A 14,954-nucleotide genomic window follows, 5' to 3' on the forward strand; every position below is an offset into this window, starting at 1 on the left:
TCATACGACTGTCATGAAACTTACAGAAGGGCGCCTGAACCGAGCATGAATGAAATATTTCGTGCGTGGCAATTCTGTTGCGCTGCCGCATGAAAGAGGGTCGAAACACGCAAATGCGAAGGGCGTGTTGATCTCGCGTTGCAGGCCGGCGCAAGTCGCGCTAAACGTCGCTCATGACGACAGAAACGCCCGATCCAAAGCTGCTCCGAATTGCGATTGCGCAAGGCAACCCCACGCTTGGCGACATTGCCGGAAATCTGCAGAAAGCCCGCAGCGCCCGCGCCGATGCGGCGGCGCAGGGGGCTGACCTCCTGCTTCTGACGGAGCTTTTCATCTCCGGCTATCCGCCAGAAGATCTGGTGCTCAAGCCGGCCTTCCTCAGGGCGTGCCTGAAGGCCGTCGAGGAGTTGGCGGCCGAAACAGCCGATGGCGGTCCGGGCGTTGTCATCGGCTTTCCGCGGCAGGGTGAAAAGGGCCGCCACAATTCGGTAGCGCTCCTCGACGGGGGCAAGATCGTCGCCCTGCGCGACAAGATCGACCTGCCGAATTACGGCGAGTTCGACGAGAAGCGCGTCTTCACCGAAGGCAGCATCAGCGGCCCCTACAATTTCCGTGGTGTGCGGATCGGCATTCCGATCTGCGAGGAAATCTGGAACGATGCCGGCGTCTGCGAGACGCTTGCCGAAGCCGGTGCGGATTTGCTGCTCGTGCCGAATGGCTCGCCCTACTACCGCGACAAGCTGGACGTCCGTCATCAGGTTGCGCTGCGCCAGGTGATCGAAAGCGGCCTGCCACTCATCTTCGCGAACCAGATCGGCGGCCAGGACGAGCTCGTGTTCGACGGCGCGTCCTTTGCCTTCAACGCCGACAAGACGCTTGCCTTCCAGATGAGCCAGTTCGAGGAGACGCTTGCCGTCACCACCTGGCGACGTGGCGAGGAGGGCTGGCGCTGCGAGGGCGGTCCGATGTCGAAGATTCCGGATGCGGAGGAGGCGGATTACCGCGCCTGCATGCTCGGTTTCCGCGATTATGTGAACAAGAACGGCTTCCGTAACGTCGTTCTCGGCCTGTCCGGCGGCATCGATTCCGCCATCTGCGCGGCGATCGCAGTCGATGCGCTGGGTGAGGAGCGGGTACGCTGCGTGATGATGCCCTACCGCTATACATCGCAGGATTCGCTGAAGGATGCGGCGGCCTGCGCCCAGGCACTCGGCTGCCGCTACGACATCGTGGCGATCGAGGAGCCGGTGGCCGGCTTTCTGTCTGCGCTCTCAGAGCTATTCGAGGACACCGAAACCGGGATCACCGAGGAGAACCTGCAGAGCCGCACCCGCGGTACTATCCTGATGGCGATCTCCAACAAGTTCGGCTCGATGGTGGTGACGACCGGCAACAAGTCCGAAATGTCGGTCGGCTATTGCACGCTCTACGGCGACATGAACGGCGGCTTCAATCCGATCAAGGACCTGTACAAGATGCAGGTCTATGCGCTGTCACGCTGGCGCAACACCCATGTGCCGCCGGGCGCTCTCGGCCCGTCGGGCGAGGTCATTCCGCAAAACATCATCGACAAGGCGCCGTCCGCCGAGCTTCGGCCGGACCAGACGGACCAGGACTCGCTGCCGCCATATCCGGTGCTCGACGACATTCTCGAGTGCCTCGTCGAGGGCGAGATGTCGGTCGAGGATATCGTCGCACGTGGTCATGATGCGGCGACCGTGCATCGGGTGGAGCACCTGCTTTACATTGCAGAGTACAAGCGCCGCCAGTCTGCGCCGGGCGTCAAGATCACCAAGAAGAACTTCGGGCGCGACCGTCGCTATCCCATCACCAACCGCTTCCGCGACCGCTGAGATTTTTGACGTTTTAGCGTTTGTTTACTGTTCAATTTAAGCCTTCGTTGCTGCTTGCATGCTAACGTTTGGACCACAATCAGGCGTTGGAGCATGATGCTCTCATCGCCGTGTGTGGCCTTGGGGGCAGTATGCAGTATCGAAGTGCCAGAGCGATGGATCGCCGGATGGTTCCGGTCATCTATCTTGCCTGCGCCGTCATCGCTGGCGTGTTTGCGGCTGCGGGCTTCATGGTCCTTGATTATTCCGTCAAGCAGGCGGAGGTCTTCGCGATCGCCAGCGAACGCAAGCTGGTGCAGCAGGAATTCCAGCACCAGATCGATCAGGTTGCCAAGCTGCAGGCGGAACTGTCCTATTCGGACCGAACCGTCAGCAATCTGCTGGCTCCTGACGGCATCGATCTTCTCGCCGCGGACCCGACTGTGCGCTCGCTGTGGAACGATCTCGGATTTTCATGGGTACTTTTCACGGCCGCCGACAACACGCCGCTGCTTGCTGTCAAGAACGGCCAGCGCGTCGAGGACAGCGACGCCGGCGATCTCATGTTCTGGATCGACGACCTGATCTACGATGCAAAGCAGAAATTCCGCGACGCGCTGGAGGATGAGGGCGGCCGCCTTTCGATTGCGCGCTCGATGCCGGATCGGGATCTGCTCGAGTTGCCCCGTCCCGACATCTACGCATCCGACATGCGGATGCTGTTCGGCCATATGAGCATCGTGGTCGTCCAGGCCGTCATTCCCCGCAGCCCGGACCGTGCGCTTCTTTTCAACGGTCCGACACTGCTCGTCACCGTCAAGCCGGTCTCCGATGCCATGCTTGCCGGCATGAACGAGCGCCTGCATATCCGCAACCTGCATGTCGTCAGTGAATCTGGCAAGGACCCTGCGGATGCATCGACCCCCGTCGGCAACGGCTTTACCGACGGGCCCTATATCGTCGCCTGGTCACCCAACACGCCGGACACATATATCTGGTCAAAGGCCGGCCCCAAGGTGGTGGTGGCCGTGCTGGTCGCCGTTCTGGTGCTTGGCTATATCGCCGTCCGTTTCGGTTCCGTCGTCCAGGCGCTACAACGTAGCGAGGCGAAGAACAGCTTCCTCGCCAATCACGATGCCCTGACCGGGCTTGCCAATCGCAGCGGCTTTGACGAGACGCTGGCCAAGGCGGCAGGCGAGCAACGGCCGTTCGCGCTGATTGCCATGGACCTCGATCTGTTCAAGGCGGTCAACGACCGTTACGGGCACGCCGCCGGCGACGCGGTTCTCAAGGACATTGCCGGACGGCTCAGGGAGCGCGTCGGCAGGCAGGGGCTGGTTGGTCGCCTTGGAGGCGATGAGTTCATGGTCTTCCTCGACGGGATTACCGATCGCGACGAAGTCATGGCGATCGCCACCGGGCTCGTCCGGGACGCTCAGGTTCCCGTGCTGCATGACGGAGTGATCCTGCAGGTCGGCGGCAGCGCCGGGGCGGCGATCTTCCCCGCGCAGGCAAAGTCTGTGCGCGAACTCGTCCTGATTGCCGACGAGGCTCTCTACGCGGCCAAGGACGCCGGGCGCAATTGCGCCATCATGTCCGGCGAGCACCCGGCGGCCGGCGGCGTCAAGCTCTTCGCCTGAGCCGTCTCCACTCAGTTTTCCTGCTTTTCCAGTGTCCCGGTCGTCTCGTCCCCGACGATGAAGGACGGACCCACCTGACGGATGTGCCGCTTTTGCGGATCGTAGTCCCGTTCCGTTGGGCTCGGCTGCGGCGGCGAGGCTGTTGCTGCCGGTGGAGGCGTCTCGGATGGTGGCGGCACGGCGGTGATGGTCGAATAGCCGGACCCCGCTGGCGTCTGCTGTAATTTTTCGCGCCGCATGATGTCCTTGTAATAGGCCTCCATGTCGCAGCCGCACTTTGGATCCGTACCCGGCTTGCGCTGCTTGAAAAGGTTGGCGGACGGCATCTGCCCGTAGGTTTCGCCAGTGGCGGCCGAGATCATCTCGTCGGCATTGGTATCGTAGAGTGACGAGTAGAAAAGCTCGGTCTGCGTTCCGGGGCACATGGCCGCACAGGTCTCCGCATCCCGCTGGAAGGATGCGGGGCTAGCATTGGACGAAATCGGGAAAAAGCCACCGTCGCAGGTCCGGACACAGATCGTCTTCAACGGACTGCCGACCTCATAACCGAGCGTGGGACGGATCGCCGATGGCCAGAAGTGCTTCTTGTCGTCGAGAGGTGGAATAAATGTCTCGACCGGCCGGCGGACGTCGCTTTCGCTGTCGGGATCGGTCGAGGCGAGCGTTGGATAGGTGTCGCTGTGGCAGCCGTTGGCGGCGATGGCGTCGAGGATCTTCTGCCGTTGTTCGCGCGTCGCACCGCTGCGGTTGGAGATCGGCTGGCGGCCGGAGGCCAGTTCGTCCCGCGCCCGGCGCATGCCGTCGATCGCCGCCTGTTGGACGTTGCAGGCATCCTGGTTGGCGCCGCCGATGACAACCACGCTGCCCGATGAGCACCCCATGTCCCTCAGACGCTGGCGGGCCGCCCGGATCTCCTGATCCTTTTCCGACAATTCACGGCGAAGCGCGCGCGTCTGGACGGTGGTGCCGATGACTTCGATGCCGGAGGTCAGCTGATGGTAGAGCGTCGCGCAAACCTCTTCCGACTGCGCCAGCGCCCGATCCGCCGCCGGCAAAGCGAGGCAGATGGACAGGAACGCAAGTCCGAACCGGTTCAAAGCCACGTCGGAGGTCTCCGGTTTCTCAAGGATGGCGCAGTCGCATCGCGCAGATGACCTTTACGCACCGCGAAGCGGGTCAGGTCGTCTTTGGCCATCATAATACAGCCGGGCATTGCGGGAAGCTGACCAATACGGGACAGCTTGCCCAGTAGCTCAGAGTGGCGGCCCAGAGTTGTGGCTCAGAGCGGCTGCGAGGCCTCGACCACGGAAAGGGCCGCCATGTTGACGACGCCTCGGGAGGTGACGGAAGGCGACAGGATGTGCACGGGCAGGGCGGCGCCGAGCAGGATGGGGCCGACATGCAGGCCGTCCATCATCGTCTTGACCACGCCGAGCGTGATGTTGGCGGCATCGAGGTTCGGGAACACAAGGAGATTGGCCTCGCCCGCCAGACGGCTTTGCGGCATCACACGCTTGCGCAGGACTTCCGATATCGCCGAGTCGCCGTGCATTTCGCCGTCGACTTCCAGTTCCGGCGCCTTTTCCTCCACGATCGCCAATGCGCGGCGCATCTTCGCCGAGCTTTCCGAATCGCGCGAGCCGAAGTTGGAATGCGAGACGAGAGCGGCCTTCGGCGTGATACCGAAGCGGCGGATTTCCTGCGCGGCCATGATCGTCATTTCGGCGACCTCTTCGGCCGACGGATTGTAGGTGACGTAGGTGTCGGTGAAGAAGGTTGCGCCGCGCTGCGAGATCAGCAGGCTGAGGCCGGAGAAATCGAGGACGCCATCCTTCTTGCCGATGATCTGGCGAATGTCGCGAAGATGGCGGTCGTAGCGGCCTTCCAGGCCGCAGATCTGGGCATCCGCCTCGCCACGCTTCACGGCAAGCGCGCCGATGACGGTGGTGTTGGTACGCACGATGGTACGCGCGGCTTCCGGAGTGACGCCGCGGCGTCCGACCAGCGCGAAATAGTCGTCCACATATTCGCGGAAGCGCGGATCGTCCTCCGGGTTGACCACGTCGAAATCGGTATGGGGCCGGATCTTCAGGCCGTAGCGCTTCAGGCGCATTTCCAGAATCTGCGGACGACCGATCAGGATCGGCCGGGCAATGCCTTCCTCAAGCAGGATCTGGGCGGCGCGCAGCACGCGTTCGTCTTCGCCTTCGGAGAAGATCACCCGCTTGCGCTCGGCGCTCTTGGCGGCGGCAAAGATCGGCTTCATCAGGAAGCCGGAGCGGAAGACGAAACGGTTCAACTGGTCGAGATAGGCGTCGAAATCGGCGATCGGACGGCTTGCGACGCCGCTCTCCTCGGCGGCCTTGGCGACGGCAGGCGCGATGCGCAGGATCAGGCGCGGGTCGAAGGGCGAGGGGATGAGGTAGGTGGGGCCGAAGACCGGCGTCTCGCCGGAATAGGCGCGGGCGGCGACGTCCGAGACTTCCTCGCGGGCGAGAGCCGCGATGGCGCGAACCGCGGCGAGCTTCATCTCTTCGTTGATGGTGGTCGCGCCGCAATCGAGTGCGCCGCGGAAGATGTACGGGAAACAGAGAACGTTGTTGACCTGGTTCGGGAAGTCCGACCGCCCGGTGCAGATCATCGCGTCGGGCCGCGCCTCACGGGCGAGATCCGGCATGATTTCCGGCGTCGGATTGGCGAGCGCCATGATCAGCGGCTTTTCCGCCATCTGGGCGAGCAGCTCCGGCTTCAGCACGCCGGCGGCGGACAGGCCGAGGAAGACGTCGGCGTCGGCGATCGACTCGGCCAGAACCCGCTTGTCGCTCTTTTGCGCATAGATCGATTTCCAGCGGTCCATCAGGGCCTCGCGACCCTCGTAGACCAGGCCTTCGATGTCGTGGACCCAGATGTTCTCGCGCTTGGCGCCGAGACTCACCAGCAGGTTGAGGCAGGCAAGTGCCGCCGCGCCGGCGCCCGAGGCGACGATCTTGACCTTTTCAATGTCCTTGCCCGCAAGCTCCAGACCGTTCAGCACGGCTGCGGCGACGATGATGGCGGTGCCATGCTGGTCATCGTGGAAGACCGGGATGTTCATGCGTTCGCGCAGCTGCTGCTCGACCTCGAAGCATTCCGGCGCCTTGATATCCTCGAGGTTGATGCCGCCAAAGGTCGGCTCGAGCGCCGAAATGGTGCTCACCATGCCTTCGACGGTCGGTTCGGCCACTTCGATGTCGAACACGTCGATGTCGGCGAATTTCTTGAAGAGGACGGCCTTGCCTTCCATCACGGGCTTGGAGGCGAGTGGGCCGATATTGCCGAGGCCGAGGACGGCTGTGCCGTTGGAGATCACGCCGACGAGATTGGCGCGTGAGGTGTAGTCGGCAGCCGTTTCCGGATTATCGCGGATGGCGAGGCAGGGGGCTGCGACCCCGGGCGAATAGGCGAGCGCCAGATCGCGCTGGTTGCCGAGCGGCTTGGTCGCCTGGATCTCGAGTTTTCCGGGGGACGGATATCGGTGGTAGAAGAGGGCCTGTTCGTCCAGATCGCCGCTGCGCGGGCCAGTGGTGTTGTTCGGCTTGTCTGGAGCGTTCATCCCATGCTTCTCCGTCTTTTGTGGCGCTTTGGCGATGGCTGTTACATCAATCCTGTCGCCGGGGGTATCCAAAATATCGTCTCAGCGGCGATATTGCGCGCATTTTAGCTTCGTATGAAGCCCACCGCCGCCATTGTCATCTTCCTGAAACAAGACTCTGTTTTTGACAGTCATAATTGGATTGAACCAGTCGATCGGTGGATGACAAGATGGAAGCCAGACGTTTCAGGACCCTTTTCATTTCGGACGTGCACCTGGGCTCGAAGGCCGCGAAGGCGGACTACCTTCTGGATTTCCTGCGCTATCACGAGGCGGAAACGATCGTGCTCGTCGGCGATATCGTCGACGGCTGGCGTCTGAAGCGCAGCTGGTTCTGGCCGCAGAACTGCAACGACGTGGTTCAGAAGCTTCTGCGCAAGGCGCGCAAGGGCACCCGCATCATCTATATTCCGGGCAATCACGACGAATTCCTGCGCGATTTCCCCGGCATGCATTTCGGCGGCATTGAGGTGATGGAACGGGCCATCCACGAAGCGGCAGACGGCCGCAAGTACCTGATCCTGCACGGTGACGAATTCGATGTCGTCGTTCGCAACATCCGTCTGCTCGCCTATCTCGGCGACTGGGCCTATGACGCCGCCATTCGGCTCAACATCGTGATTGCCGCCATCCGCCGTCGCATCGGCCTGCCGTACTGGTCGTTCTCCGCATGGGCCAAGCTGCAGGTCAAGCACGCCGTCAACTTCATCGGCGAGTTCCAGAAGTGTGTCGTCGACGAAGCCCGCCGTCACAATGTCGACGGTGTCATCTGCGGTCATATTCACCACGCCGTCATGGAAGACATGGACGACATCCGCTACATCAACACCGGCGACTGGGTGGAAAGCTGCACGGCCGTTGCCGAGCATGACGACGGCACGTTCGAGCTGATCACCTGGCAGCAGATCACGGCTGAAGAACCTTTGCCGATACAGCTGGCTCCGCCGCTGAAGCTGCAGTCCGACAAGGCCGCCTGAGCGCCGGATTTGCCCGCTGCCGGGAACAGCCCCAAGGCTTGTCCCGGCAGGGTGCGACCACAGTGGCACGTTTGCAATGCGAAGGTTATTTTGCCGCGACATTCGGGACTGTGGCTGCCGGCAGCCGTGACACCGGTGCTGCCGGAGGGTAAACAGGCAAGACTCAGTAATGCAATGAAGATTGGCGTATATTGTCTGCCGAAACGGGTACTCCTGCAGCCTTCGTATTCGAGACGCCCGGGGCGTCTGGTGCCAGTCGGCTCGTGCTGACCGGCGACTGGCGCAACACGACGATTTCACCGGTCATCGATCCGCTGCGCGAAATCGCCGCCAAGGGACTGCCCAGGGCGCTGGTGATCGATGTCTCGGGTCTCGGCGGTATCGATACGGCGGGTGCCTGGCTTATCCGACGGATCGAGATGAAGGCCCGCGAGGCCGGCACGGACGTGACGGTCACGGGCGAAAGCGCCGGGTTAAAGGAACTGCTGGCCGCCATTCCCGAAAAGGTCTCCGACGGCAAGACGGCACCTCGCCAGGTGGCGCTCACGGAGCGCATCTTCGCTCCGGTCGGCCGGCTGACCATCGCCTTCTGGAGCGATTTCGAAGCGTCGATGTACATTCTCGGTTCCGCCGTGCGCGGGGCGCAGATGAAACTCGGGCGCGGCAGCGGCGTCTCGCCGGCGGCGATTGCCAACCAGGTCGACCGCATGGGCGTTCGGGCTATCCCGATCATCCTGCTGATGTCGTTCCTGATCGGCGCGATCATCGCCCAGCAGGGCGCCTTCCAGCTTCGCTATTTCGGCGCCGAGGTGTTTGTCGTCGATCTGGTCGGCATCCTGCAGCTGCGCGAAATCGGCGTCCTCTTGACCGCGATCATGATCGCCGGCCGCTCGGGCAGCGCCATCACCGCCGAAATCGGCTCGATGAAGATGCGCGAAGAGATCGACGCGCTGAAGGTGATCGGGCTCAATCCGGTGGGCGTGTTGATCTTTCCGCGCCTGGTCGCGCTCACCATCGCTCTGCCGCTGCTGACGATCGTCGCCAATTTCGCGGCGCTCGGGGGGGCGGCGATCATCGCCTGGGTCTATTCCGGCATCACCTTCGAAGTGTTCCTGACACGGCTGCGCGATGCCATCGACTATTCGACGATCATTTCCGGCATGGTGAAAGCGCCGTTCATGGCGCTGATTGTCGGCGTGGTCGCGGCGCTCGAGGGCATGAAGGTCGGCGGCAGCGCGGAATCGCTCGGCCAGCACGTGACCGCTTCTGTGGTGAAATCCATCTTCGTCGTCATTCTCGTGGACGGGCTGTTCGCCATGTTCTACGCGGCCATCGATTTTTAAAGGGCGCGGGGATGGATCAGGCCACTCAGGAAAAGACGAGCGAGGGCGAACGGGAGGTCATCCTCTCGGTGCGCGACCTGACCGTCGGCTTCGGCGAGAAGCTGGTGCTCGACAAGCTCAATCTCGACGTATATCGCGGCGAGATTCTCGGCTTTGTCGGCGGCTCGGGGACGGGCAAGTCGGTGCTGATGCGCACGGTTCTGCGCCTGCTGCCGCGGCAATCCGGCAAGATCACCATTCTCGGCAAGAATTACGACGAGCTCAGCGAGAGCGAACATTTCCAGCTCGACATGCGGCTGGGTGTGCTTTTCCAGCACGGTGCGCTGTTTTCGTCGCTGACGGTCAAGGAAAACATCCAGGTTCCGATGCGCGAGTATCTGGACCTGCCGAAGGAACTGATGGACGAGCTCGCCTATCTGAAGATCCAGATGGTGGGACTGGCGCCGGACGCGGCCGACAAGTTCCCGTCGGAGCTTTCCGGCGGCATGATCAAGCGCGCGGCGCTGGCGCGCGCCCTGGCGCTCGATCCCGACCTCGTCTTCCTCGACGAGCCGACCTCCGGCCTAGACCCGATCGGCGCCGCCGAATTCGACGAACTCATTGCCCGGCTGCGCGATACGCTGGGTTTGACCGTTTACATGGTGACACACGACCTCGATAGTCTGTTTTCCGTCTGCGACCGTATTGCAGTGCTTGGACAGAAGCGGGTATTGGTCGAGGGAACATTGGAAGACATGCTCTCGTTCGAGGACGACTGGGTGCAATCCTATTTCCGCGGCAAGCGGGCCCGCTCGATCGTCGGCCGGACATGAGCGCCATGTCGGTACAGTGGAAGGACTGAATGGAAACGAAAGCCAACTACACCATCGTCGGTATCTTCACGCTGCTGATCATCGCGGCGGCGTTCGGCTTCGTCTACTGGATGTCCGGTTTCGGTGGCAAGGGGCCGACGGTTGAACTACTCGTTCGCATTCCCGGTTCCGCCAATGGTCTGAGCGTCGGATCGCCGGTGCGCTTCAATGGCATTGCCATCGGTTCCGTGCGGGATCTGAGGATCGACAACGATCCGCGGTTTACCGTCGCCTTCACCGAAGTCCGGGCCGATGCCCCGGTCTATTCCAGCACCAAGGCGGTTCTGGAAATCCAGGGCCTCACGGGTGCCGCCTATATCGAGCTTTCGGGCGGCGACAAGACGAAGAAGAGCATCCTGCAGGAGGCGGCGGAGAGCGGCAAGCGGGCGGTGATCGTCGCCGACCAGTCGTCCGTGACCAACCTTCTTGCGACCGCCGACAAGATTCTCGACCGGGCCGACGACGCGATCGGCCAGCTGCAGGGGTTCATCAGCGATGCGCGCGAGCCGCTGACGCAGACGGTCAACAATGCCAAGACCTTTTCCGATGCGCTTGCCCGCAATGCCGACGGTATCGACAAGTTCCTGCAGAGCGTTTCGGCGCTCTCGGACAGCGTCAGCGGTCTCTCCGGGCGACTGGACTCGACGCTCGACGCGATCGAGAAGCTGGTGAAGGCTGTGGATGCCGAGCGCATCAACAACATTCTCGCCAATGCCGAAAAGGTCAGCAAGGATGTGGCGGACTCGTCGGGTGAGCTGAAGTCGACCGTCCAGAGCTTCAAGACGACGGCGGAATCGATCAGCAAGGCCGGCGACAAGGCGGCCAGTGTGCTGGACAATGCCGACAAGCTGATCGTCAAGATCGATCCGGCGAAACTCGGCACGGCCGTCGACAATATTTCGGCGGCTGCCGCCGATGCCCGCGTGGCGATCGCCTCGTTCAAGAATGTCGGCGATATCGTCGACAAGCATCAGCAGGACATCGACGACACCATCAAGAATGTCACCGAAATGGCCAAGAAGCTGAATGCGGCCTCGAACCGCGTCGACGGCATTCTCGCCAAGGTCGACGGCATGGTGAGCTCGGACGACTCCCAGGGCATGTTCGCCCAGGCGAGCGAGACGCTGAAGTCGATCAAGACGCTTGCCGACAATCTGAATGCGCAGGTCGGTCCGATCGCCGCCAATCTCAACAAGTTCTCGTCGAGCGGTCTGCGCGACGTCGAGGGCCTCGTGGACGATGCGCGCCGTACGGTGAAGTCGCTTGAGGACACGATCAACAATCTCGACGACAATCCGCAGCGGCTTTTGTTCGGCGGTGGCGGCGTGAAGGAATATGACGGGCGCACCCGTCGCTGAGGAGTGAGTTTATGAGCGGAGTGGCAAGGGTGTCGATCATGCGCAAGGGAATGCCCGCACTGGCTGCCGGGGCGCTGGCCGCCGTGCTGATGAGCGGCTGTTCTACGACGCCGCTCAGCGATACGTTCGACCTTGCAGCGCCGGCCGTCTCCACCGATCGCTCGGCCCATCGCCGCCAGATCCTGGTGCCGGTGCCGACCGCCATCAAGGCGATCAACAGCGAGAAGATCGTCGTGCGCGTCTCGCCGTCCGAGGTGCAGTATCTCTCTGGCTCGCAATGGAGTGACACGCTGCCGCGCATGGTGCAGGCCAAGCTCGTGCAGGCCTTCGAGGCGACCGGCAAGCTCGGCGGCGTCGGCGTGCCGGGGCAGGGGTTGGCGATCGACGAGCAGGTGGTGACCGAAATCCGCACCTTCGAGGTGCAGGCCTATGGCGGCGTCAAGCAGGCGAATATCGCGATTTCCGTCAAGATCCTCAACGACCGCAACGGCTCCGTGCGGGCGACGAAGCTGTTTACCGCCACCGCGCCGGTCACCGGCTCCGAGGCGCCGGCCTTCGTCGATGGCCTCGACCGCGCCTTTGCCGATATCGCCAGCCAGATCGTCACCTGGTCGCTCGGCGTCATCTGATCCCCGGGCCGGGCTTCGGCCGTTCGTTTTCGGGTCTCCTCCCTGTCACGATACCGGTGTAGCATTGCGCCTTGTGGCGGCGTGCGCATTTCCGTCCTGAATGGTTCGCATTTCGGAACAGAACGCGCCGCCGACCATTATTACACTGTACCCCATCAACAACGGATCAGGAGGAAGCGATGGCTATCGTCAAAAAGGGCTCGGCGCACTGGAGCGGCGGACTGAAGGACGGCAAGGGCGAGGTGTCTACCGAGAGCGGCGTGCTCGACAAGCAGCCTTACGGATTTCGCACCCGGTTCGAGGGCCAGCCCGGCACCAATCCGGAAGAACTGATCGGCGCGGCGCATGCCGCCTGCTTTACCATGGCGCTGTCGCTGATGCTGGAAGAGGCGGGCTTCAAGGCCGACAGCCTGGAAACCACCGCCAGCGTCTCCCTCGACAAGAAGGACGACGGCTTCGCCATCACCGGCATCGAACTCGCCCTTTCCGGCACCGTCTCCGGCATGGACGAGGCCAAGTTCAAGGAGATCGCCGACAAGGCCAAGGCCGGCTGCCCGGTTTCGAAGGCGCTTTCGGCGGTGCCGATCAGCTTGACGACGACGTTCGGGTGAACTTTCCTCTCCCCCTGCGGGAGAGGAAGAAAAATCGGTGTCTTAGCGCATAGCGCTAAGCGCCAGATTTTTCAGGTGAGGGGGTATGCCTTCCCACGCTGCGCCACCCCCTCTCTTGGAATTTCTAACACTTAGCTTCGCTAAGATGTTGAAATTCCATTCTCCCCCGCCAAGGGGGAGATGGGCGCCCGCGGCATCCTCGGCGCTTCGCCTCTCCCCTTGCGGGAGAGAATACAAAATTATGATCTTAGCTTCGGCTAAGTGATAGATTTTGTTGGTGAGGGGATCAGGTCACAAAACGGGTTGCATTCTGCAAATGCTTTGCAATCATCCCCACATGCGCCAGCCCGTTCCGCCCCATCACCGTAATTTTGCCCGCTCCATGCGTGCCGACAGCAAGGCGGCAGAGTCAATGTTGTGGCAGTCACTGAAGAACCGCCAGCTGGCCGGGTTTAAGTTCAAACGCCAGGTGCCGCTCGACGGCTATATCCTCGATTTCGTCTGCTTCGAGGCTCGTCTGATCGTCGAGGCAGATGGCGGCCAGCATGCCGAAAGCGTCCGGGATGCCAAGCGTGATCGCCATTTTCGCGACGCCGGCTTTCGGGTATTGCGCTTCTGGAACGACGAGATTGAACGCAATCTTGTTGATGTCTGCCGGGTGATATTGCTGGAGCTGAAGAATACTGGGGAATGATGGATCCTACCTCTCCCCTTGCGGGAGAGGAAGAAAAATCAGCGTCTTAGTGCGTAGCGCTAAGTGCTAGATTTTTCAGGTGAGGGGATATGTCCGACCACCCCCACCGACCCCCTCTCTTGGAATTTCTAACACTTAGCTTCGCTAAGATGTTGAAATTCCATTCTCCCCCGCCAAGGGGGAGATGGGCACTTGCGGCGCTCTCGACGCTCCACCTCTCCCCTTGCGGGAGAGGACGTGATTTCAACGTCTTAGCCAAAGGCTAAGTGTTAGAAATCACTGGTGAGGGGAGTTACGTTTCCAGTTGTGGGCCCTTAGGTTGGGGGCCGATTGTCGGAAGCCCGAATTCATTACGTGAAAGTTTGCACTGCAGATCCAGATATTGCATTATAGCATCAACGATAGTTGAGTAAGCTTTTGGATTTTCTGACCAACGGTGAAGTTGCATGTTTCGAAGATCAAGTATTGCAAAATCATCAACTAAGTCAGATTCTTTGGGCCAATTGCGCTGAACCAAAGTCAAGGCTGCAATCACGATACTTTTTTGAAGTTTTGGTTCCTTTGTGTTCCATATATGGATTGCTGTTCGACGCCCGCCCATTTCCATAACACAATTCGCTTCAAAGCGGATACGAAAGAAGCCTCCGGGGCTTTGGATCACGATTGCATCGCAGAAATTGATTTGGCCCGGATTTGCTTTTCGCCATTTTAGAAAGCGGATAATCCCTAGGCGAGTGGAACGCCTTTCTCCCTTGTTCTTGATAAGTGATGTAGCAGCAAAAACTTCTGCTGGAGTTTGGGTGCCCGTTGCCAATTTTTGAATTGCACGACGTAAGCTGCGGTGGCGATCGTATGGCTTGCTGTCTTTGGAGGGCTTATGCCGCTCGCGTATGGTGCTTTTTTGCCTCTTGTCGCTGAGAGATATCAGCTTTAAGAATGCAGAGAATCCCATCGTCGGTATTTGTGGCATGCTCAAATCCTCTTGATTACAAAAGTGGATAAGGTGCCAAAGCCCGCTCGACTTGGAGAGCCAACAGCCTATAATTCGTTTGCCAACGGTATAGGGACATTAGTCTCTTTGCCTAGCGAAGGCTTTGGCTATTCGCGGTGTGTCGTGGTCGAGTTGGCGCTCGGTCACGGCACATGCGAATGATCACTTCTCTTTTCGCACTCCTTTGAATGGAGTGCCGTCTTTCTTTCCATCCATGAACTTTCCATCTGGAGCGCGTTTGGTCCAGGTTTCAGTCTTTGGATTGTAGACCTGTGAGCGGTCCCTTACTGCACCTATGCGGTGCCCGTCGCCTTTTGGGGGATTGGTAGCCATCGATCATCACCTCGCTTTCGTGGCTATTCGCATTGCATCTGCGAATCATATTAGTGCGAGGCTG

General features: G+C 61.0%; 12 protein-coding genes. 9 read left to right on the plus strand and 3 right to left on the minus strand.

What is annotated here, in order from left to right; translation table 11 throughout:
* Positions 1-173: 173 nt before the first annotated feature.
* Positions 174-1,853, plus strand: a complete 1,680-nt coding sequence (locus NN662_RS08840) for an NAD+ synthase (RefSeq protein ID WP_261929913.1) — start codon at positions 174-176, stop codon at positions 1,851-1,853.
* A 131-nt stretch (positions 1,854-1,984) separates the two neighbouring features.
* Complete coding sequence (locus NN662_RS08845; RefSeq protein ID WP_261929914.1) at positions 1,985-3,472, plus strand: sensor domain-containing diguanylate cyclase; 1,488 nt, start codon at positions 1,985-1,987, stop codon at positions 3,470-3,472.
* An 11-nt stretch (positions 3,473-3,483) separates the two neighbouring features.
* Here NN662_RS08845 and NN662_RS08850 read toward each other — a convergent pair whose 3' ends face one another.
* Both NN662_RS08850 and NN662_RS08855 read right to left on the minus strand, forming a co-directional pair.
* Entirely contained in the window at positions 3,484-4,575 is a 1,092-nt protein-coding gene (locus NN662_RS08850; protein WP_261929915.1) for a DUF2865 domain-containing protein, read from the minus strand.
* 176 nt (positions 4,576-4,751) lie between these two features.
* Positions 4,752-7,064: an NADP-dependent malic enzyme gene (locus NN662_RS08855; protein WP_261929916.1), complete on the minus strand. Its 2,313-nt coding sequence runs from the start codon at positions 7,062-7,064 to the stop codon at positions 4,752-4,754.
* A 209-nt stretch (positions 7,065-7,273) separates the two neighbouring features.
* Here NN662_RS08855 and NN662_RS08860 point away from each other — a divergent pair, with 209 nt between their 5' ends.
* The 7 genes from NN662_RS08860 (at position 7,274) to NN662_RS08890 (ending at position 13,566) form a co-directional block, all read left to right on the plus strand.
* Complete coding sequence (locus NN662_RS08860) at positions 7,274-8,080, plus strand: UDP-2,3-diacylglucosamine diphosphatase (RefSeq protein WP_261929917.1); 807 nt, start codon at positions 7,274-7,276, stop codon at positions 8,078-8,080.
* Positions 8,081-8,268: 188 nt separating this feature from the next.
* A complete protein-coding gene (locus tag NN662_RS08865; RefSeq protein WP_410010973.1) occupies positions 8,269-9,423 on the plus strand; it encodes an ABC transporter permease in 1,155 nt (384 codons plus the stop codon).
* A gap of 11 nt (positions 9,424-9,434) precedes the next feature.
* Entirely contained in the window at positions 9,435-10,235 is an 801-nt protein-coding gene (locus tag NN662_RS08870) for an ABC transporter ATP-binding protein (RefSeq protein ID WP_261929919.1), read from the plus strand.
* Positions 10,236-10,264: 29 nt separating this feature from the next.
* Positions 10,265-11,632, plus strand: coding sequence for an MlaD family protein (locus tag NN662_RS08875; RefSeq protein ID WP_261929920.1), 1,368 nt, complete (start codon positions 10,265-10,267; stop codon positions 11,630-11,632).
* Positions 11,633-11,643: 11 nt separating this feature from the next.
* Positions 11,644-12,261 carry an ABC-type transport auxiliary lipoprotein family protein gene (locus NN662_RS08880; protein WP_261929921.1) on the plus strand — a complete coding sequence of 206 codons (618 nt, stop codon included), beginning with the start codon at positions 11,644-11,646 and terminating at the stop codon, positions 12,259-12,261.
* Between the two features lie 179 nt (positions 12,262-12,440).
* Positions 12,441-12,872 (plus strand): OsmC family protein, encoded by a 432-nt coding sequence (locus NN662_RS08885; RefSeq protein WP_261929922.1) that lies wholly within the window; start codon positions 12,441-12,443, stop codon positions 12,870-12,872.
* Between the two features lie 337 nt (positions 12,873-13,209).
* Positions 13,210-13,566 carry an endonuclease domain-containing protein gene (locus tag NN662_RS08890; RefSeq protein ID WP_261929923.1) on the plus strand — a complete coding sequence of 119 codons (357 nt, stop codon included), beginning with the start codon at positions 13,210-13,212 and terminating at the stop codon, positions 13,564-13,566.
* 292 nt (positions 13,567-13,858) lie between these two features.
* Here NN662_RS08890 and NN662_RS08895 read toward each other — a convergent pair whose 3' ends face one another.
* A complete protein-coding gene (locus NN662_RS08895; RefSeq protein WP_261929924.1) occupies positions 13,859-14,536 on the minus strand; it encodes a hypothetical protein in 678 nt (225 codons plus the stop codon).
* Positions 14,537-14,954 lie beyond the last annotated feature (418 nt).

The organism is Rhizobium sp. NRK18 (assembly GCF_024385575.1).
GTDB lineage: Bacteria > Pseudomonadota > Alphaproteobacteria > Rhizobiales > Rhizobiaceae > JANFMV01.